The sequence below is a fragment of the Yimella radicis genome (assembly GCF_054778255.1).
Genome location: NZ_BAAGZR010000023.1, coordinates 24,426 through 43,897, shown reverse-complemented (window position 1 = coordinate 43,897; position 19,472 = coordinate 24,426). Strand labels below are relative to the sequence as shown.

Sequence of the window (19,472 nt, the reverse complement as noted above, 5' to 3'; positions counted from 1 at the left end):
TCTTGTCGGCTGAGGTCGATGAGGAGGGGGTGGCGTGGTTCCAGGGTCATCGTGTGGAGCTGGCTGAGGGGGAGGAGCCGGCGTCGGCGATTGTTCGTCTTGCAGCGGAGTCTGCTGCGGCGCGTGAGGGTGCTGTGAAGGCCGTCCGGGTGCGGGCTTCGAGTGGCGGTTCGGTGTGGTCGCTGGTGGTGGACGCGTCGGGCGAGGTGTGGGACGCACCGACTGTGACGCGGTCGGCTGTGTCGCGACGCCAGAAGGCCGGTTTGGTCGCTCTCCTGACTGGTGTGTTGGTCATTCCCGTGGGTGGGGCCGCGGCGATCGTGGGGTCGCGGATGTCTGACTCGGAGCCGTCGACGAAGACGGTGCGAACGGTGACGGTTGCTGCACCGTCTGCTACGGCGACCCAGCTGCCGGTGCTGTCTCCTTCGGGGGAGCAGATGGTCGCCATGTGGTCATCGGATGCCCTGGCGAACAGTGGGGCTGGATCACTGGGTGCGTCGTCGACGTCGTCGCCGGCTGTCGCCCTGGGTTCGTGTGTCGCGACGGTGATGCGTTCCGGGCGCGATAGCGCGGTGCGGTGTTTGCGGGCCGATATCGGCGCTCAGGTGTGGTCGGTCCGCGTTGATGCATCGGGGACCTCGTTGTGGCCGTCTGGTGATGGGGTCGTGGTCACCTCGTCGTCGCAGGTTCGCGTCTTGGATGCTCGAGGTCGTACGCGGGCCTCGCGCACGCTGGGAAATGGTGAACGACCGCTGTTGCTGGGTTCGGGTGTGGCGGTCCAGGTATCGAAAACGACGGTCCTGATTGACCAGGCTGGCCGGTGGGTGCCGCGTGTTGTTCCGGCTGGAGCGTCCGTGGTGGGCACGCACGGTGAGGCTGCGGTGGTGGCTGACCGGTCGGGTCAGGTGTGGTCGGTGACCGATGGGCGGGTGGCTCCGGCCGCGGCCCGGTTGGCGGCTCCCGACAAGGGCGCGAAGCCGGCGGGTGTGCTTGGTCTGACGCCGGATGGTTTCTTGTACGGCTGGGAGTCGCCGGCTAAGGAGCTGGTGGTGCAGCGGTTCCGTGTGAGTGCGCCGACCAGGCCGGTGATGACGGCCCGTGTTCCTGGGGGGACGGGGGTGGGGTCTGGGTGGTCAGCCTCGACGGTGTCGGGGAAGGCAGTGGTGTCCCCGGGGGGCCGGTTGGCGGTCATCGAGGACTATCTGGTGGATCTTGCCTCGGGTCAGGCGCGGGTGTTGCCGAAGGGGTGGCTCACGACTCGCGTTCTTGATGAGCAGGTCTTCGGGCAGGCCAGTGGTTCCTCGGTCGTCGTGGATGCGCAGGGGCGCACCTTGTGGAGTGTGGATGCTCCGTCCGGGGTCGACGTGGGTGTTCCTGCGGCCCAGATTTCCGGTGTCTCGTTCATTCCCGCCTCGGTGGGGTCCGAGACCCGTTTGTACGCGACGCGCACTGTCCTTCCTGGTGGTGCTGGTAGTGCGTCGTCGCCTTCGTCTGTGCCGTCGTCGACGGCCACCTCCTCCTCCCTCCCCTCTGGGCGGTCGGCGACGGCACAGACCCCCTCTTCCTCGGTTCGGCCGTCCTCGACGGCTTCGCGTTCGAGTTCGTCAACGAGCTCGTCCTCGTCGACTTCGAAGGGCAGTGGTGCGAAGTGAGCAACGCAGTTCGTCGGATTCACCGATGCGTTCCGGGGCTCCTGGTCGGCGCGGTCGCCTGGGCGTGCCTGACCGGGTGCGGCGACGACACGGCCCCGTCCGGTGAGACCCGGACGGTGACGGTGACGGCGTCAAGTCCGGTGTCGGTTCCGACTCCCTCGACCGCGACCACTCACGCAGGGGAGCTGAATTCGTCGTCTTCTTCGCCGGCTTCGTCGTCGTTGTCGTCGTCGAGTGCTGTTCCTCATGATGAGGAGGGTGAGTGGCAGACGACTCCGCCGGCCACCCACGGGCCGGGTTCGCTGCCTGCCGACAGTGAGCGGGCCTTGCGGGCGGCCGCGAAACGGTTTGTTGAGCTGTGGGCTCGTCCCACGGTGGGGGAGAAGGCGTGGCGGGGCGCGTTGAACCCGTTGATGACGCCGCGGGGACGGTCACTGATCCAGTGGACGGACCCGGCGAATGTGCCGGCGTTGCGGATCTCGGGTGAGCCACAACGGGTGCCTGAGGGGTCGACCACAGGGGCGTTTCCGGTGATGGTGCCGACCGCGCAGGGGAATGTCGTGGTCAACCTGGTACCTGCTGCTCCTGGTGGCCCGAGCACGTCCTGGCTGGTGGAGGGCTTCACCTTGCCGCAGGGGATGCACTGATGAACAAGATCGTGGCCGGTGTCGTGGCCGGTTTCCTGGGCTTGGTGCTGTTGATCGCGGTCCTTGTGGCGCCTGGCGTTGACGAGGACGAGACGTCAGCGGTGTGCGACCCCGCCCTCGCGGCCTGGGGTGGCACCGCAACGGGTCCGGTGCGGCTGCCGATCGTGGGCCCTGGCGTGGTGACGAGCAACTTCGGGATGCGAGTGAACCCGGGCGGGATCCTCAAGGGCACGTACATGCTGCATCCCGGGATCGACATCGCCGGCAACGGGACGCAGATCGTGGCCGCGATGGCAGGCCGGGTGGTGACGGTCCGCAACGACCGCTACTCGGGGCATCAGGTTCAGGTCGACGTCGGATCGGGAACCCGGATGGATTACAACCACCTGGTGGCCGGGTCGGCCAAGGTCAAGGTCGGTGACACCGTGTGGCCCGGCCGGTTGATCGGCACCGAGGGTGCAACGGGCAACGTCAACGGTGTTCATCTGCATTTCGGGATCTTCGTGGGCGGGAAAGCGACTGATCCGCGGCCGTGGATGGCTCAGCACGGGGTGACCCTGCCGGCGGTGGGTGGCCGCGTGACGGGTGCGCCGGCGGCTGCGGCACCCCCGGCCCAATCAGGCCCGGGCGGGTCGACGCAGTACGTCGGGCTGGGGAAGGTTCAGCCACAGACAGTATCTGTGGCGAACCGGGTCGGGCCGATGTTCAACATCAAGACGGTGGGCGGGTACCGCCCGCCGCCGACGTCGGGCCCGAACTATGACCCGCAGGGTCATCAGGCCGGGCTGGCTTTGGATTTCATGACCAACGACATCCCGAACGGGAAGGCCACCGGCGACAAGGTTGCCAAGTACCTGCAGGACAACGCCGGGGCGCTCGGGGTGCGCTACATCATCTGGTATCAGCGCGTCTGGCGCGCTGAGCGTCCCGGTTCGGGATGGACCCCGATGGCTGACCGGGGATCGGTCACTCAGAACCACCTGGATCACGTACACGTTTCGCTGCACGGCGCGCAGGGCGCGGTTCGCCCGGTGAACCTGGAGGGTGCCGGGGGGCAGCTGACGAAGCAGGGTCAGGGGACCGCGACCTGGGCGTCGTGGATGCCGAAGTCGGTGGGTCCCTACGGGCGTGAGCAGGTCGCGAACGCGGCCCAGATCATCAAGGCCGGCTTGGACATGCGCCTGGACGCCAAAGCGATCACCATCGCGGTGATGACGGCGATGGGCGAATCGTCGCTCCAGGTGCTCGACCGCGGGGACGCGGCTGGTCCGGACTCCAGGGGCCTGTTCCAGCAGCGAGACAACGGTGCGTGGGGCAGTTACGCGGACCGGATGACCCCGTACATCTCCGCGCAGAACTTCTTGAAGGTGCTGCGGACGTTCGACTACGCCTCGATGCCGCCGACGCTGGCGGCGAATCGGGTGCAGCGCAACGCGGACGCGAACTATCACGGCGCGTTCTGGGCGGATGCGGTGCAGATGGTGGCCGCGTTGACCGCGAACCCGGAGCTGTTGCGGCAGCTGCCGGTGTCGGGTGGCAGCGGGCTGGCCGGTCCGTGCCCCGAAGGCCCGTCCAGTGACCCAGCGGGCGACACCAAGGTTGCGGCGGGTCAGAACCCGCTGCGCTTCATCGCAGGAATCGAGGCTCACCGCTGGGCGCGTGAGCAGAGGGGAGTGAAGGCATGAAGTTGTTGAAGGCGACTCCGGAATCCGAGCACGGGGGGAAGCGGCCGGTTCAGCTGGTGAGCAACCCGTTCACCCGGGCCGAGGTCGAAATGGAGAGCGAAGCGCTGCAGCCGGTCGCTGAGCCTGACTCGCTGATTCTGGGTGATCGGGTTGTCGAGCCCGGGCCGCGGGCACCGCTGCACGCGAACCAGTCAGCGGCACCGCTGACGACCGGGCCGTTGCAGGTATGGGGTTTGCACGGCGGAGCGGGTGCGTCGACGCTGACGATCCTGCTCGCCGAAGCGGGCTGCGAGGTGGTCGACGCGGGCCGGTGGGATCCGTCGACGGCGATCGAGGGCCCGTGCGTGGTGGTGGCCACCACCCGTGGCGCGGGCCTGGCAGCGGTCAAGGCGTTCGCGCATGCCTGGCACACCGGCCAGTTGCCCGCCGCAACGGTGCTGGGTGTCGTGCTGGTCGACGACGCCCCACAACAGCCAAGGGCCATGAAGAAGGCCGCTCCCGGCGCGTCAGGTGTGCTGCCGAGGTTGTGGCGGATCCCGTGGTCCGAAGACCTCCGGATGGCCACGTCCCCCTCACCTGATCTTCCGCTGTCGTGGCGAACTCGCCTGTCTATCAAAAGCATTCATCGTACATACACCTCTTTGTAAGGAGAACATCATGGAAGTTCCTGACGCAGTCGCAATCCCCGGTATCGACCGGTTCATGACCTACCTCGGGTGGGGTCTCTACACCGCTGGAATGGCGGTGATGCTCGGCGTGGTCTGTGGCGTGATCTGGATGATCGTCGGCGCCTTCCGTCGAGGCGCGTTCGAGGGCGGAAAGTTGATCTTCATCGGCTTTGTCGCGGGCGCGATCATCTCCAGCGCCGCGGTCCTGGTCGGTCAATTCCTGCAAGGCGTCCCTTCGGTCACCCCGCAGGAGCCGCCGTGGCTGAACGCGGTCAACACCCTCATCGGCTGGGCACTGTTCGGCGGTGGGCTTGCCGCGCTGGGTGCAGTCATCGCGGGCGCGGTGTGGCTGATCATCGGCGCCGTCCGGCACGGCGTGTACGAGGGCATGAAGGCGATCGGTATCGCTCTGGTCGGTGCCGCTCTGCTCGGAACGATCAGCACCTGGTTCGGCTCGGTCCTCGCGTTCTGAAAAACCCCTGCACCGCAACCTGTTTGGTGACCGAGGAGGTCAAACATGTTTAACAAGAAGAACGCGGATAGCGGACCGCGTGGGGACGATCCGCGACCGTGGGGGATGCGTGGTGCCGGGTGGCCGCTGTTCGCGGTTCCAGTGATGTTCCTGGTCGTGGTGGCGATGATCGCGGTCTTTGTGTTCGGTCGCGGCGCAGACGACACGGCCACGAGCGAGGCGACCGTCACCGTGACCCCCTCGGCACCACCAAACACAGCGGCACCCTCGACGCAGGCCCCGACCACCGCGACTAGCGAACCCGCTCCGGCGGGGACATGCCCGACACCGAAGGAAGACACGGTGCCGGCGGGCACCGTCGCGTGGAAGACGACCTGGGAGATCGCCGGCCAGACGGTTGCGCCGCTGACCGAGTCCGGTCCGAAGGTGAAGCAACCCGACGGGGTCCGGCGCTGCTTTGACCGCTCCCCACGCGGCGCGGTCGCGTTCGCTGCAAACGTCTACTTGGGTTTCACCCAGAGTCCAGAGGTTGCGCGGCAGGTCCACTTGCAGCAGATGACTCCCGGTGCGCACCGCGAACGGGGTCTGCAGAGCCCAGGGTGGTCGGATACCTCGGTCCAGTTCAGCATCGCCGGCTACCGAGTCTTGGCGTGGAGCCCGGACGCGGCACAGATCGAGCTGGCAGTGGCGGTGAGTTCACAGCCGGGGCAATGGTCGCTGGTCTCGCCGCGGATTCTGTGGAAGGACGGAGATTGGAAGGTTGATGGAACCAATGCCGGCCCTGCGCCGACGGTCCTGGACTCGCTGGCGACCATGACCCGCTGGGGCGCGGGGGAGTCGTCATGAACCCGGTCGGTACGGCCGCAGTGCCAGGCGTCGACTTCGGGTGCATCGTCAACCTTCCGTTGTGCGCCGCTGGGAAGGTAGGCGGCAAGGTCATCGACAAGGCCACCGATGGTGCTTGGGAGAAGATCGTTAAGGGCTTCCTCGAGGGCATGGTGATGCTCCTGGAGAAGCTGTCAACGTTCTGGATGAAGTTCCCGGATCCGCAGATCACGGATGTGACCAAGCCTGACGGCGCGATGATCGGGCCGATGCAGCTGCTGTCCGATCAGTTGTCGGGGTGGGTGGCGGTCTGCAGCCTGGTTTCGGTCGTCGTGTGCTGTGTGCGAGCGATCCGGCAGGTCTCGGCCCGACCGTTCAGCGAGGCCGCCATGTCAGTGCTGATGGTGGTGGCGGTGCAGCTCGGGCTTGCTGGAGCGGTCCAGGCCGGCCTGGCCGCGACTTCGGCCCTGTCGCAGTCGCTGCTGGCCACCACGGGGAAGAACAAGTCCCTGTCGGGGCTGGTCAGCGTGAACGACGCGATGTCCTCGACTCAATCACTTGCGGTGTGGTTCATCCTCGCGTTGCTGGCCATCCTCTCCTCGCTGATGCAGTTGATGTTCATGCTGATGCGGGGACCGCTGATCATGTTGCTGGTGCTGTGGATGCACTTCGCGGCCGCGACCGCAGCCAGTGATGAGGGACGGGTCCGCGCCAAGAAGGTGATCGGTTTGTTGATCTCCTTCTTGATCTACAAGCCGGCGGCGGCGGCGATTTACGCGCTGGGGTTCATGTTGATCTACGGCAACGGCACCGACGGTGCACCGTCCAAAGACGCGTTCATGAACACGATGTACGGGTTCATGACCGTGCTGATGGCGGCGATCGCGCTGCCGGCCGTGATCCGGTTCATCGTCCCGTTAGCTGCTGCCACTACCTCGAACGCGTTCTCCGGTGGCGCGGCCGCGGGAGCGGCTCTCGCTGCCGGGTCGGCGGTCGTGACGATGGGCAAGGCGGGTGCAGCCACAGGTGGCTCGTCGAGGGCCGCGCAGGGCTCGGCGGTGAAGTCGACCACGGGCCGGATGTCACAGACAGGCACCAGCACCGGACAGACCGGCGGCGGTGGCAACCAAAGCCAGAGCAGTGCAATGAGATCCGCACCGGGCAGCCGACAGGCCGCAGCTCTCATGGGTGGCGGCTCGGGTGGCGGCTCGGGTGGCGGCCTCGCTGGTGGTGCTCAGGGTTTGAGCGATCCGGGGCTGTCGAAGGGGGCGTCCAACGCGATCCCGTCCGACTCCGGGACGGGTGGGTGGGGATCGGTCGGCGGTCCGGTCACGAAGACGACCGGGGCGAACACAGGCACGAATGTGTCGACGCCGCAGTCGTCCTCACCGATCCCTGCTGCACCGGCTGCTATGGCAACGGGTGGGCACGGTCAGAGCGCACCCAAGAGCCAGACCGGTGCGACGAACGGTTCGACGAGCACCGTTCGCTCCGGTGCAGGTGCCGGTGCCGGGGCGAGCAGCGGGGTAGGAAGCGGGGCCGGGTTCGGTTCTGCGCCTGCTGGGGTGCGGAGTGCGTACTCGTTCCCCGGGGGCGTCAGCAAGGGCGGCGGCGGGACGAACCCGGCACCGGCTGCGCCACCGGCACCGTCCGCGCCACCGGCACCGTCCGCGCCACCGGCACCGTCCGCGCCACCGCGGCCGTCACTGCAAGCACAGTCCGGCGGATCGGCGTCCGGGTCGTCGTGGCGACCGTCCGGGTCGCCGGCCTACGGCCAGGGCCGGGGTGGAACGACCCGTCCGATACCGACCCGCCCAGGCGGGCAGGTGTCGCCGTCGCGGCGGGACCAGATGGCTTTGCCGTCGTGGGCGCGCGGGGCTGGTGAGGCGGGTCGACGCATGTCGTCCTCGGACCGACTGATCCCTCCCGGCCACTGACACCAAACCAAACCCGGCCCCCTTTCGAACTTCAAGGAGTAGATGATGACGACCGCTGATGAAGTGACCGGGACCAAGGAGCGGATCCGGTACGGCAACTTCCGCAAGCCGGGCTGGCCTGGATTGTTCAAGACCTCACCGGGTGAGAGCGCCGTCGTGGGTTTGTCGACGTTCCTGCTGGTGCCGTTGATGTTCTTCAAACTGTGGTGGCCGATGCTGGCGCTGGCGGCGTTCGTGTTGCTGGTCGAGATCCCGTTGGTGTGGCCCTCACGCAAGGGGTCACGGGCCCACCGGCTCGCGCGACGTAGGGCGTTCAGCGCCGCGCGGCGTCGTGGGGAGACCGCGTTGGTGCAGGGCCCTACGGGTCGCACCCCGGATGGTCGGACCCGGCTGCCAGGTATGGCTGCACAGACGGTGCTGCACGAGTGGGAGACGAACCTGGGCGACCCGGTCGGGGTGATCGAGTGGCCCAAGTCGAAGCTGTGGACGGTCGCGGTGCGGTGCATGCCTCCGGGTCGTGCCGGGCGTGATCAGGAAACGATCGACCGCCTAGTCGCGACGTGGGGTGGCTTCCTGGCCTCCCTGGGCCTGGAGCGGGTCGCGGGGGCATCGGTGATCGTGGAGACCGTCCCCGGCGCGGGTCGGCGTCAGCGGGCCAGCGCCACCCGTGGCCTGGTCGAGGGTGCGCCGGAGTTTTCCCGGATCGCGTTGGAGCAGGCTCTGGCGGGGGAGGACGACTGGGAACCGATGACCCGTGTGTGGGTCACGATCACCTTCGATGCGCGTCGCACGTTGGGTTCAAAGCCGCGCACCGAGGAACAGATGCGCACGTACCTGTCCGGCCGACTGCCGTTCATCCTGGGTGACATCCGGACCACGGGTGCCGGCGAAACGGCTCGGTTCTGCGACGCGCAGGAACTCATCGACACCGTGCACGGGATGGTCAACCCCTCAGCCGAGGCCGCGATCGATGAGGCCCGTCAGACTCGACGCGGAACCGGGCTGGACTGGCGCGACGCCGGCCCCATGCTCGCGCTGGAGCATTACGACCGGTGGGAGCACGACGGCGCGGTGTCGCGGTCGTGGGTGATGCTCAGCCCGGCGCGTGGTGAGCAGACCGATGAGGCGTTGGACCCGCTGCTTGCTCCGCACGCGGAGGTTCAGCGCAAGCGGGTCGCGGTCCTGTTCCGTCCGGAGGAAGCAGTGAAGTCCGCGCAGGCCGCCGAGGCTCAGGTGAAGTCGGCCTCGTTCGGTGCCTCTAAGAACGAGCGTGTGACGTCCCGGCAGCGCGACGAGCTGACGGCTGCGCTGAAGACCGAGGACGAGGAATCAGCCGGTGCCCTGCTGCAGCGGTTCTCGATGATCGTCACCGCAACGGCCTTCTCCGATGAAGAGCTGGAGTTCTCCAGCAACACCATCGAAGGGTTGCTGGATCGTCGCCGGCTGGGTCACCGCGTCGCGTACGGGTCACAGACCGTCGCGGCGATGGCCTCGACGCCCATCGGCCTGGTGGTCGCCCGCGAAACCAAGCTGCCCGACGTCGTCCGCGACGCCCTGTAAACCAGACGAACTGTTGAGGAGCCAGTGATGACTGACCTTCTGGAACGAGACCAGCACGAGGCAGCACGGGTCACCGTGGGGCGATGGGCCGGGGCGGGCCCGAGCAGCCAAGAACTCGACAAGCGCGAGCGTGCGCAGCGGCGCAAGCAGCAGACCAAGATGTTGTTGAACCCGTGGGAGGCGGCCGGGTCCGAGCCGGGAGAGCGAGGCTGGACCGGCCCCGGGGGTGGCCGCACGTTCTGGCGGGAACCGCCGCCGGAGATCCGTGGAACCTCGGTGCAGGTGAACGGGGCGTTCTACCCGTTCGGGATCAGTGGCGGTCTGCCCAGTGTCGGTGTCCCGATCGGCCGCACCCTCACCCCGGCCGCCGAACGGGTCAGCTGCGACCCGATCAGTTGGTTCCTGGCCAACCGGTTGTTGTCACCGATCATGTTCGTGCTGGGGCTGCCTGCACTGGGCAAGACGTCCCTGATTCGTCAGATGGTGTCGATCATGCCCAACTGGGGCATCACCCCGATCATCATGAGCGACATCCGCCCGGGCACCGACTTCGGCCCGGTCATCGACTCAATCGGCGGGTACCGCATCGAGGTGGGCCCAGGAGCGGGCACCATCAACCCGCTCGACCCCGGACCGATGGCCCGGTACATCGGGAACTTGCCGGACAAAGAACTGCTGGAATGCCTGGCGATGATCCGTAACTCCCGGATCAACCTCACGCAGGGACTCCTGGAGATCGTGCGTGGAAAACCGTTGGCAGACACCGAAAAGACGCTGCTCGCGGCCGGGATCGACGTCCTGGACCAAGAGCACGACGGGATCCCGGTCCTGGAAGACCTGGTCGCCGTAGTGGCCGCGCGGCACCCGCGCCTTCGCCAGGTCGCCTACGACCGCGGCGACGACAACAGATACGACGACCTGTCCGAAGGGCTGCTGCGGTCGCTGGCAGCCCTGGGCGGTGATGGGCCGTTCGGCTCAACGTTCGCCGGGCAGTCCAGTTTCGACCTGGACCTGACCCGTCCGGTCGACATGGACCTGTCCTCCATCCCGCAGGGCGCAGACGAGCTGATGGGCGCGGCACAGTTGGCGACCTGGTCGCTGCTGTCGTCGACCGTCGCGGCCGCGAAGTACCTGGCCGGTGCCGGTGTCATCGAGGACCGCACCTATCTACTGGTCGGAGACGAACTACACCGACCATTGAAGGCGTTGCCGGTGATCGCGAAGTACCTGGACGTGATGATCCGGTTGATCCGCACGTTGAAGCTCGGGGCGATCTTCTGCACGCACACGATGGAAGACCTGCGCCTGCCGGACCCGCAACTGACGACGCTGGCGTGGGGGTTCGTGGAGAAATCGCCCCTGGTCGTGATGGGCGGGTTGTCGCGTAAGGAGATGGGCAACCTGGTGACCGTTTTCGACATGTCGAAGACGGAGCAGGACCAGCTCGTGGGGTGGACCGACCAGCCGGCGGTGGACCCGGACACCAGCCAGGAAGGTGAACCGCCCGGGCGAGGGAAGTTCTTGCTGAAGGTGGGCCGGTCACCCGGTGTCGCGTTCCGGGCCAACCTGTCCCCGGTGGTCAAAGAGGTCAACGACACCAACAGCTCCTGGGATGAGTTGCGGGCCGCGCGCATGTACGACGAGCGGAGCCTGCGATGAGCGACACCGACTTGGCGAACGATGCACTGACCCGGGCAGCCCTGTCGGCGTGGGAAGAACCGTCCCGGCGACCTGCCCCCTCACCAGAACGCGAACGCCGTGCTGCGGCCCGGCAGTGGCTGGACCCCGCCGTCGTGGATCGCATGTACGCGATCAACGAGCTCGCGGCGCAATGGTTCGAGTCGCACTACGAGGGTTCGTGGGCGCAGGAGCACCTGACCGGCCGCACCCACGTTGATCTGGTCGGCGACCGCGGAGCGCGTCCGGGGTGCGCACCTGATCGGTGGCGTGGACTGGTGGAACATCTGCAGTCCGAAGGGGTCAGCGAGGAGGAGATGCTGCAGGTCGGTGTCGCGTTCCGCTCAAGTCGGGGCCGGGTCGTGGACCTGATGCGCGACCGGGTCGTGATGCCGGTGCACGACGACACTGGCCGCATCGCCGGTTTCGTCGGCCGGGAGAACCCTGACAACCCCGGAACAGCGAAGTACATCAACACCAAGCGAACCGAACTGTTCGACAAGGGCGAACTGTTCTGTTCGGCTCTGCCGGTTCGTGGGCAGGTCGCGATCGTGGAAGGGCCGGCGGACGCCCTGGCCATCACGATCGGGTCGGGTGGACGGGTGGTCGGTGCCGGCACCCTGGGAACGGCACTCACTCAAGGGCATGCCGAGCGGTTGGCCGAGCTGGCTCAGGAACCGATCGTGTGGCGCGACAACGACGGCCCCGGGTGGGAAGCCGCCGAGCGGGACTTCCGGTTGTTGGCGCAGTACGGGGTCGAACCGTTGATGACGACCGGGCCCGAAGGAGCAGACCCGGCCGATGTGCTGAAAACGGACGGTGCGGCCGGGATCCAGACAAGGCTGGATCAGGCGCGCCCGGCCGGTGAGGTGCTCATCAAGCACCACCTCAGCGCCGGCCGCACCAGCGAAGCGGTGAGCGTGGCCGCGGAGCGGGAGCCCTGCTATTGGGCACCGGACGCGGCCCGGATCGCCAACGTAGCCGGAGTCGAGGTGCAAGCCGTGCGGGACGCGCTGGCCGCGCACGTCACCGGAGCCGCGGAAGTCACGCTGCCGCCGGCGACCGGCAACGAGCCCCGTGGGGTGGCTGCCGGCACTGCGCCGGGTGCGGGATTCGAGGCAGTGCAGGCCGCGGACACCGGCCGCGCGTCGGTGCGGGAGCAGCTGCAAACCCTCGCGGCGCAGCAACGGGCGGGGGTGGTTGAGCGGTCACCAGTAGTGGCCGCACAACCAGCCCACTCCCAACCACGGAATCTGAGCAGTAGCACCGAGAGTGAACGGGGCATGTGATGCGGCAACCGGAGCGTCAGGACCGGCGCGGCCAGGATGTGGTGCTGGCCGGGTGCGGGCTCGGTGCCGTCGGCATCATCGCCCTGGGTGGGCTGATGGTGTGGGTGGCCGCGGCCGCCGGCGGACACGGCCACGGCTCCCCAGTGGGTTGGATCAAGCAGGCCGTGACCGGCGATGCTGCGCTGTGGTCGACGACCGCCACCGCCGTCCTGATCCTGGAGGCCATCGTGCTCGGGGCGTGCACGGTGTGGGGTGCTCGAGCGTGGTGGCGCTGGAACAAGTCCCGCGCCCGGATCGACGCCCGCGCCAAGTACATGTCGACCGACCGGGACATCAACCCGCTCACCGAGCAGGCCGGTACGAAGGCCGCTGAACGGCTCGGCGTGACCGGTGCGGGGCTGCCGGTCGGGACCAGCATCCTGCGCAAGCGGCGGCTGTGGTCTGGGTGGGAATGGTCCCTGCTGATGGTGATGGGAACCCGTGCCGGTAAGTCCTCGTGCGAGGTCGTCCCGCGGATCCTGCGGGCGACCGGCCTACCGGTCGTGACGACCAGCAACAAACCGGACGTGTACTACGACACCCGCGCCGGCCGGGAAGCGGGCGGCACGATCTGGTGTCTTGACCTGCAGAACATCACCGGGCAAGCCGGGAGTCAGGGCGAGGACCCGCAGTGGTACTGGAACATGCTCGACTTCGTCGACGGGGTCGAGCGCGCGGACGAGTTGGTGGACATCCTCTCGGCCGCGGTCACCCCGGGCAACGCCCGTACGGACGCCTACTTCACCTCGGCGTCGCGGGCGTTGCTGTCCGGGCTGCTGCTGGCGGCCGCGGTCGGTGAACAGCCCATCACGCAGGTGTATGAGTGGCTGTCCGACCCGAACCAGCGAATGGATCATGCCGACCCGCTGGCCCTGCTGGAACGTCACGGGTACTCCCAGGTGGCCACCGATCTTCGCGAGAAGATGAACCTCACCGAGAAGCAGCGTGACGGTGTGTACGGCGGTGCCCGTGAATGGGTGTCATTCATGCGATCCCCCGCCGTGGTGCGGTGGATCGCACCGTCCGGTGAGGGCGAGACACGGCGCCGGTTCACGGCCGAGCAGTTCGTCACCTCGACCGACACGCTCTACCTGTTGTCGAAAGGCCGGGGCGGAGCCGCCGGCCGTGCCGTGGTGGCTGCGCTGACCAGGTCGGTGATGATCGCCGGCGAACAGCTCGCCTCCCGGCAAGGTGGGCGGGTGGCGAACCCGATCGTGTTCGAGCTCGACGAGGCCGCGAACGTGTGCCGCATCCCCGAGCTGCCCGACCTGTTCACCTACTACGGCGGCCTGGGACTGCTGATCTCGGTGTACCTGCAAAACCCTGCCCAAGGCGAAGAGTGCTGGGGGGAGAACGGGTGGCGACAGATGTACTCCAGCGCGAACGCGTTGTTGATCGGGCGCGGGATCCGTGATGAGAAGTTCCTGCCCGGTGTGGTGCAGATGATCGGGGACCGTCACTGGGTCGAACGCACCCGCAGCCGCGGAAAGGGCGGGTCGAGCACGAACGAGACGCACCGCCAGGAGCACATCGTGACGCTGGCCGACCTGACTGCGTTGGAGCAAGGCCGGGCGATCCTGCACGCCTCGGGTTCCCGGCCGATCCTGATCCGGCTCGACCACTGGTCAGCCACCTCCTCCACGAACGAGGCCGTGACCTCCTCGCGTGAGCTGTACCGGCCCGCGCAGGAAGCCAGTGACGTCGACGGTGCACGCCCGATGGCTTGGGCGGCGACAGCCGCCGGCGCAGGAACCGGTGCAGGAACCGGTGCAGGGTTCAAGGGGGCGGGATCGCGGTGGTGAAACGCAACCCCACCGGGGAGAACGAAGCACTCACTGCCACCTCAGGTGGGGTGTCCGGTTCGGTTGGTGGGCAACCCGATTCGGTGCCTACCGACGACGACGCGCAGGAGCCGGTGCGGCTGCGGTTCGCGTCGCTGCCGTTGTTCGTGGAGTCCTACGTCCTTCCCAACTGGCGACACCCCACCAACGGGATCGCGTGGTGCGGACGGTGGTGGGAGCACGCCGAAGCGATCACCCGCCTGTCAGCGTGCTGGGAAGCGTTCGAGGTGATGCGGCGCGAACCAGCACCGGCGCTGTCGGTGTGGTGGCGCGACCACCTGGACGTGCACATGGCCGCCCTGACCCGTGAGAGCGGACCGTTCAAACAGTGCGATGCGACCAAAGGCGCCCACCGGCAGCAGCCGATCTGGAACAACGTGCAGCCGCCGGCTGGGTTGTTCCCGGTCGATGACAACGCAGAGATCGGCGGCCGCCCCGCGGCCCAGAGGAAGGAGGCACGATGAGTGACGAGATTGGGCAGGAATTCGACCGGGTGCTGCGGACCGCCTTGATGGGGTTGGGTCAGCTGGGGGAGCGGGTCGCGCGCCGCCAAGCCGAGCGCGAACGAGCCCAAGCAGGACGGGTGCAGCAACAGCAGCAAGAGGCGCGGCAGCTGATGCGGGAGCAGGAACGCGCCCGTGAACGGTTCGGTCGGGATCAGGAGCGGCAGCTGCGGGACGCTGACCGGGTCTGGCTCGACGAACGCGATGCCGCACGGATGGTGTACCGGCCCTTCACTCAACCGGGAACGTTTGAGCGGGCCACACCGGAGCAGGCCGCCCGGGCCTGGGAGCAGGCACGTTTCTGGTCCGAGCAGGACCCATTCGCGCGCGAGTCCGAGCGGATGATCGGTGAGGCGATCCGCACGACGCACGGCCAAGAACCCGAGCAAATTCTCGCCCGGGCAACAACCAACCGAACAGCCAGCCAGCCTGCGGCGGCCCCCTCCTCCCCGGCCGCGGTAGAGGTCACCGATGACCAGGTGCACCGGGCGGTGGAGTGGGCCGAACGCGATGCTCCGCCGTACTACACACGACACAACGATGACCGTCTGCTCGGTGCCGACGGCACCCTGGATCTTGACGCCGCGACCCAACTGGTCACTGATCACCAAGAGTGGACCCGCACCGGGATACTCAGCCACGAGACAACGGTGCGTGAGTGGGCACGCCATCTCGGGCGCGCGGATCTGGATCCGCCAGCCGGGCAGCGCCCCAGCGAGGCGCAACTGCGCGAATTGGAGCAAGCCTGGGGAACGATCCCGGCACCGGTGGTGCAGTTGAGCGTGAACGAAGCACGCACGGTCGCAGCCGAGCACGCGCCGCCGTACTACCGTCGACACGTCGACGAACGCCTGAACGGGTCCGACGCAAGGGCGGAACTCCTGGCAGACATGACGGCGCTACGAGACCAGGGCGTGATCCCGTTGCGCAGCCGGCAAGAAGAGTGGGCGCGCTGGTCAGGGGAGAACCTGGAGGGCCTCGACGAGGCGGACCGGACAGCCCGCTTGGAGGAAGCATGGGCGGCCGGCGTCGACGAACGCGGAGCACTCGAACTCGAACAACTCCGCCAGGCATCTTCGACGCAGGAGATCGCCGGGGTCTCGGATAAGACCGCGACCATGGACGAACAGCTGCGCGCCGCGTATGCGCAACACCTCGACCCCGAAGTGGCTCGGGAGATCTCGCAAGAGGACTTGGCGCGGTCCTGGCAAGCCGCGAGCGTTCCCGCGACCAGCACCCCCGGCGACCAGGCCGCAGCCGAGCAGCTGCGGCGCCAGTTCGTTGCACGGTTCGGCACTGACCCCGGCCAGTGGGCCAATGAGCAACAGAGCGCGGCACCCGCCCGAGGTCGGGACTGGTTGCTCGTCGATGTGCTAGCCGACCAGGCAGCCGAGTACGGCGACCGGATCGCCGCGGCGAATGCCCGCGCCGCCGCCAGAGCCGGTGAGGTCGACGCGACCCACCTCGACCCGGAGATCGCGGCACGGGGAGAGCACCAATCGGACGTTGAACGCCGCACGGCTTACGCCGAAGAAGCAACGGCCGAAATGTGGCACAACGACGAACAACGAGCCCAAGAGCAGGGCGCGCAGGGTGAGGACGTCGCCTACGACCGCGCCGATGAATCCGACCTGAGTGCAGAAGGGGTCACACCCGACGCACGCGAGGCCGTCGTCGACTCCTCCCACGGGTTCTCCGCGCCTACAGCGACCATGGTCGCCAAAGCTGGCCGCACACCCAAGAACCGCAAAGCACGCAAGACCACGACGGCGCGTACAGCAGAGCGAAGCGCAGACCGCAGCCGGGGACGCTGAAACCTCACACGACCATCCACAGAGAAACCGGGCCCCGCAGACCAGCGGGGCCCGGTTTCTCTGTGGATGGTGTCGGCGAGCCGCCGATAATTCCGCGTACGGAGACTACGCCGGAAGATCGCACAGAAGCCCAACCACGTCATGACCGTCCGCAACGTTTGATCGTGACCGGAACTGCTCGGCGGCCCGCTTCATTTCCTCGCTCCGGCCGACTTTCTGCACCTCACCGACGTTTATCCCAATTTTAATGTCGTACAAATCATTAAGTTCTATCAATGACAAGCCCAGGTTCTCTCCGGCGAACGGCTCGGCTCTTGCCTGAAGTGACGCGTCCGGCAGGCCTGGCCAGACAAACGATCGAAACGCGCGCTCCATGTTTCTGAAGAATGCGAATCGGTATTGCGTAATACCTACATCCTTCAACATGGGAATATTGTTGTCTCCGACATACGGGTTGAGCAATTCCTGATCCGCCATTCGCATCAATCGCAGGTGATGGAGGCCCATGAAGGACGCCGCGACCGCGTCCCCGACATTGTCTAACCCGAAAACGAGACAAGCTGCAAAGAGCGCTGCCGAATCACATATGCACTCCTCTAAGACTGCAGCGTTGGTTTCAGCATCGAACCGATCAATGCCGAACATTTCAAGGACGGCCATAGAGGACATAGAGGACCCGGGGAGCTTCGGCAGGCCGTCGCGCGCGTGCCTCTGGCCGAGGCCTGGGCCAGAGGCAAGGTCCGCGCGTCTCTGCTTCTCAAGGTCCAACAGTTTGCTCTCTGTCGAGTCGGCCCCTCGAGGCATGTTGGCGAGACTCGACAACTCAACACAATATTGTTCAAAAACTTCGGCTTCGTGAACATGGGTCCGAAATATGTAATGTGCTAATTCGTGAGCCATTACAAACGCCTCCTGCGACGCAGTGTAAAAGCTGCGAATACGGAAAAGCTCCCCCTTGGCTTCGGGATTAACATCTGCTTGGCGCGCCTGTGAGTTGAGGTATTCGAACAGTGAGGCGTGAGCCACGGCGTGAGATGCTGCGAGTTGTGGTCGGCCGCATGCCAGCCCGCGCGCAGCGTATAACTTGTGAAGATACTCATGCACTTCGGCTGGTGAAGAGTCTTCGAAAAAGAGGCGGTTCAACTTGTTGAAGACCTGGCCCAAGTACTGGTCGTAAACTATATATGCGCGCCCACCCAAAGACACGGTCTCTGCGTGGGCCACTCTGCTATATATAGTTGCCAAGATCGGAGGCGTAATCTGAACTCCAAAGAGCTCGCCCACGATTTTGCCGAGCCTCTCGTATAGACCATCGTAAAGGATAGTCAATTCCGGACTGCCTCCGGAGAGGCAGTGAGGTCCTCTAGTCGCGCTCAGATATGCCGCCATGGCGTCTGGCAGAGACTCCATCTATTCGGCGCCAGCGACGCCTCGCGGGCCCTCGGATTTCTCGACAGCCTTGAGAATGGCGATAACATCCTCTCGGCTATAGGCTTCGAACTGCTTGCCGCCGATGATGACCTTCGTTGAACGCTTCTGGTCAGCTCGCGCTATCAGCCACGCCTTCAGGACAGGCAATGAAGCGGTCGAAAGAGTCAGCAGGCCGGTCACAACGAGGCCGCCGTCGAAGGCACGGCTTTGTATGGGCTCTTCCCCGGCGGAGAAGCCCAAGAGCAGAGTCTTCAACTCCTCGGACTCCGCAATTGCCACCTGTACCGCGATGTCTTGGTCCATGGACATCCCCTTATCGAGTGTGCTGATGTTGCGCTCCAACGTAGCGGTCCGTCGTGGCGGGCGTGGTCGATACACCATTGTCTGCGAGCCGCAACAGCCATCCCGGTCACCATCGGCTCACACGGCCGGAACGTAGTGACCTTGGTCGACGCACCCTGTTTCGGGCGACCGGTCCGGGTGCGGTGGCGTAAGCGACGCTGGCGTTGCCTGGAACCTTCCTGTCCCCGCACGGTGTTCGTCGAACAAGACGACCGGGTCGCGGCGCCCGCGGGCCAAGCTGACGACGCGCGCGTGCTGGTGGGCGATCGCTCAGATCCGTCGCGAACACGCCTCGATCAACGGCATCCGCCGGCAGCTCGGTACCGGGTGGCGCACCGTGTGGGAGTCGATCCGGCCACTGCTGCAAGCCGCTGCGGACGACCGGCCCGATTCGACGGAGACACGATCCTGGGCGTCGACGAACATGTCGTGGCACCACGTCAGCACCAAGCCAGTCGAGCACGGCGGCCATGGCCCGAAAGAACTCACCGGGATGGTCGACCTGACACCAGATGCCAACGGACACAAACGAACCCGACTACTCGACCTCGTCCCGGGCCGGTCCGGGAAGGTGTACGCCGACTGGCTCACCGACCGCGGCGAAGACTTTCGTGACCGAGTGCAGGTCGCGACCCTGGACCCGTTCCACGGATACAAGAACGCCATCGATGACCAACTCGACGACGCCCGCGCGGTGCTGGACGCGTTCCACGTCGTCAAACTCGCCACCCACATGGTCGATCAGGTCCGCCGCCGCGTCCAGCAAGAACTCCACGGGCACCGAGGCCGTCAGGACGACCCGTTGTACCGGATCCGGAACATCCTCCGAGCCGGGCAAGACAACCTCACCGACCGGCAACGAGCACGCCTCGCCGCGGCGTTCACCGCGCACGAAGCCCGCCTCGAGGTCGAGCTCGCCTGGCAATGCGCCCAACCCGTCCGATCCGTGTACCACCAGCCCATGCACGCGGCCGGCCCCAAGACCGCCGAACAAGTCCTGCGCACGTTCGTCACCTGCCCGATCGGCGAAGTCGCACGCTTGGGTCGCACCCTGAACCAGGGGCGCACCGAGTTCCTCGGCTACTTCGAC

The 19,472-nt window shown here is 66.6% G+C and carries 15 protein-coding genes and 1 pseudogene; 12 read left to right on the top strand and 4 right to left on the bottom strand.

Annotated features, from left to right (window positions below; translation table 11 throughout):
- Nucleotides 1-1,222 precede the first annotated feature (1,222 nt).
- Nucleotides 1,223-1,675 carry a hypothetical protein gene (locus ACYU8W_RS12220; protein ID WP_499469417.1) on the bottom strand — a complete coding sequence of 151 codons (453 nt, stop codon included), beginning with the start codon at nt 1,673-1,675 and terminating at the stop codon, nt 1,223-1,225.
- A gap of 221 nt (nt 1,676-1,896) precedes the next feature.
- Entirely contained in the window at nt 1,897-2,277 is a 381-nt protein-coding gene (locus tag ACYU8W_RS12215; RefSeq protein WP_499469415.1) for a hypothetical protein, read from the bottom strand.
- A 21-nt stretch (nt 2,278-2,298) separates the two neighbouring features.
- Here ACYU8W_RS12215 and ACYU8W_RS12210 point away from each other — a divergent pair, with 21 nt between their 5' ends.
- From ACYU8W_RS12210 to ACYU8W_RS12160, 11 genes are all read left to right on the top strand, one after another.
- Nucleotides 2,299-3,984: a M23 family metallopeptidase gene (locus ACYU8W_RS12210; protein ID WP_499469413.1), complete on the top strand. Its 1,686-nt coding sequence runs from the start codon at nt 2,299-2,301 to the stop codon at nt 3,982-3,984.
- Nucleotides 3,981-4,631 carry a DUF6668 family protein gene (locus ACYU8W_RS12205; RefSeq protein WP_499469411.1) on the top strand — a complete coding sequence of 217 codons (651 nt, stop codon included), beginning with the start codon at nt 3,981-3,983 and terminating at the stop codon, nt 4,629-4,631. Before ACYU8W_RS12210 ends, ACYU8W_RS12205 begins: the two co-directional genes overlap by 4 nt.
- Nucleotides 4,632-4,641: 10 nt before the next feature.
- Nucleotides 4,642-5,124 carry a hypothetical protein gene (locus tag ACYU8W_RS12200; RefSeq protein ID WP_499469410.1) on the top strand — a complete coding sequence of 161 codons (483 nt, stop codon included), beginning with the start codon at nt 4,642-4,644 and terminating at the stop codon, nt 5,122-5,124.
- Between the two features lie 45 nt (nt 5,125-5,169).
- A complete protein-coding gene (locus ACYU8W_RS12195; protein ID WP_499469408.1) occupies nt 5,170-5,970 on the top strand; it encodes a DUF8175 domain-containg protein in 801 nt (266 codons plus the stop codon).
- Nucleotides 5,967-7,886 carry a hypothetical protein gene (locus ACYU8W_RS12190; RefSeq protein WP_499469406.1) on the top strand — a complete coding sequence of 640 codons (1,920 nt, stop codon included), beginning with the start codon at nt 5,967-5,969 and terminating at the stop codon, nt 7,884-7,886. Before ACYU8W_RS12195 ends, ACYU8W_RS12190 begins: the two co-directional genes overlap by 4 nt.
- A gap of 45 nt (nt 7,887-7,931) precedes the next feature.
- Nucleotides 7,932-9,446, top strand: coding sequence for an SCO6880 family protein (locus tag ACYU8W_RS12185; RefSeq protein WP_129626950.1), 1,515 nt, complete (start codon nt 7,932-7,934; stop codon nt 9,444-9,446).
- 27 nt (nt 9,447-9,473) lie between these two features.
- Nucleotides 9,474-11,105 (top strand): putative type IV secretion/conjugal transfer ATPase, encoded by a 1,632-nt coding sequence (locus ACYU8W_RS12180; protein WP_499469404.1) that lies wholly within the window; start codon nt 9,474-9,476, stop codon nt 11,103-11,105.
- The gene (locus tag ACYU8W_RS12175; protein WP_499469403.1) at nt 11,102-12,412 is read left to right on the top strand and encodes a toprim domain-containing protein; all 1,311 of its coding nucleotides are present in this window, start codon (nt 11,102-11,104) and stop codon (nt 12,410-12,412) included. Before ACYU8W_RS12180 ends, ACYU8W_RS12175 begins: the two co-directional genes overlap by 4 nt.
- Complete coding sequence (locus tag ACYU8W_RS12170; RefSeq protein ID WP_499469402.1) at nt 12,412-14,253, top strand: type IV secretory system conjugative DNA transfer family protein; 1,842 nt, start codon at nt 12,412-12,414, stop codon at nt 14,251-14,253. Before ACYU8W_RS12175 ends, ACYU8W_RS12170 begins: the two co-directional genes overlap by 1 nt.
- A gap of 83 nt (nt 14,254-14,336) precedes the next feature.
- Nucleotides 14,337-14,756, top strand: a complete 420-nt coding sequence (locus ACYU8W_RS12165) for a DUF4913 domain-containing protein (protein WP_499469401.1) — start codon at nt 14,337-14,339, stop codon at nt 14,754-14,756.
- Entirely contained in the window at nt 14,753-16,609 is a 1,857-nt protein-coding gene (locus tag ACYU8W_RS12160) for a hypothetical protein (protein WP_499469399.1), read from the top strand. The genes ACYU8W_RS12165 and ACYU8W_RS12160 overlap by 4 nt, the downstream gene beginning before the upstream one ends.
- A gap of 105 nt (nt 16,610-16,714) precedes the next feature.
- Here ACYU8W_RS12160 and ACYU8W_RS12155 read toward each other — a convergent pair whose 3' ends face one another.
- Complete coding sequence (locus ACYU8W_RS12155) at nt 16,715-17,773, bottom strand: hypothetical protein (protein WP_499469398.1); 1,059 nt, start codon at nt 17,771-17,773, stop codon at nt 16,715-16,717.
- 246 nt (nt 17,774-18,019) lie between these two features.
- Complete coding sequence (locus tag ACYU8W_RS12150) at nt 18,020-18,382, bottom strand: hypothetical protein (protein ID WP_499469396.1); 363 nt, start codon at nt 18,380-18,382, stop codon at nt 18,020-18,022.
- A gap of 424 nt (nt 18,383-18,806) precedes the next feature.
- On the opposite strand from ACYU8W_RS12150, the pseudogene ACYU8W_RS12145 reads away from it, so the two are divergent.
- Nucleotides 18,807-19,457: pseudogene (locus ACYU8W_RS12145) on the top strand (ISL3 family transposase); the annotation flags it as partial.
- Nucleotides 19,458-19,472: the final 15 nt, after the last annotated feature.

What these genes read in the sequence shown, in the direction of transcription:
- ACYU8W_RS12210 (WP_499469413.1), top strand. Translation starts at nt 2,299, where the DNA reads ATGAACAAGATCGTGGCCGGTGTCGTGGCCGGTTTCCTGGGCTTGGTG.
- ACYU8W_RS12205 (WP_499469411.1), top strand. Translation starts at nt 3,981, where the DNA reads ATGAAGTTGTTGAAGGCGACTCCGGAATCCGAGCACGGGGGGAAGCGG.
- ACYU8W_RS12200 (WP_499469410.1), top strand. Translation starts at nt 4,642, where the DNA reads ATGGAAGTTCCTGACGCAGTCGCAATCCCCGGTATCGACCGGTTCATG.
- ACYU8W_RS12195 (WP_499469408.1), top strand. Translation starts at nt 5,170, where the DNA reads ATGTTTAACAAGAAGAACGCGGATAGCGGACCGCGTGGGGACGATCCG.
- ACYU8W_RS12190 (WP_499469406.1), top strand. Translation starts at nt 5,967, where the DNA reads ATGAACCCGGTCGGTACGGCCGCAGTGCCAGGCGTCGACTTCGGGTGC.
- ACYU8W_RS12185 (WP_129626950.1), top strand. Translation starts at nt 7,932, where the DNA reads ATGACGACCGCTGATGAAGTGACCGGGACCAAGGAGCGGATCCGGTAC.
- ACYU8W_RS12180 (WP_499469404.1), top strand. Translation starts at nt 9,474, where the DNA reads ATGACTGACCTTCTGGAACGAGACCAGCACGAGGCAGCACGGGTCACC.
- ACYU8W_RS12175 (WP_499469403.1), top strand. Translation starts at nt 11,102, where the DNA reads ATGAGCGACACCGACTTGGCGAACGATGCACTGACCCGGGCAGCCCTG.
- ACYU8W_RS12170 (WP_499469402.1), top strand. Translation starts at nt 12,412, where the DNA reads ATGCGGCAACCGGAGCGTCAGGACCGGCGCGGCCAGGATGTGGTGCTG.
- ACYU8W_RS12160 (WP_499469399.1), top strand. Translation starts at nt 14,753, where the DNA reads ATGAGTGACGAGATTGGGCAGGAATTCGACCGGGTGCTGCGGACCGCC.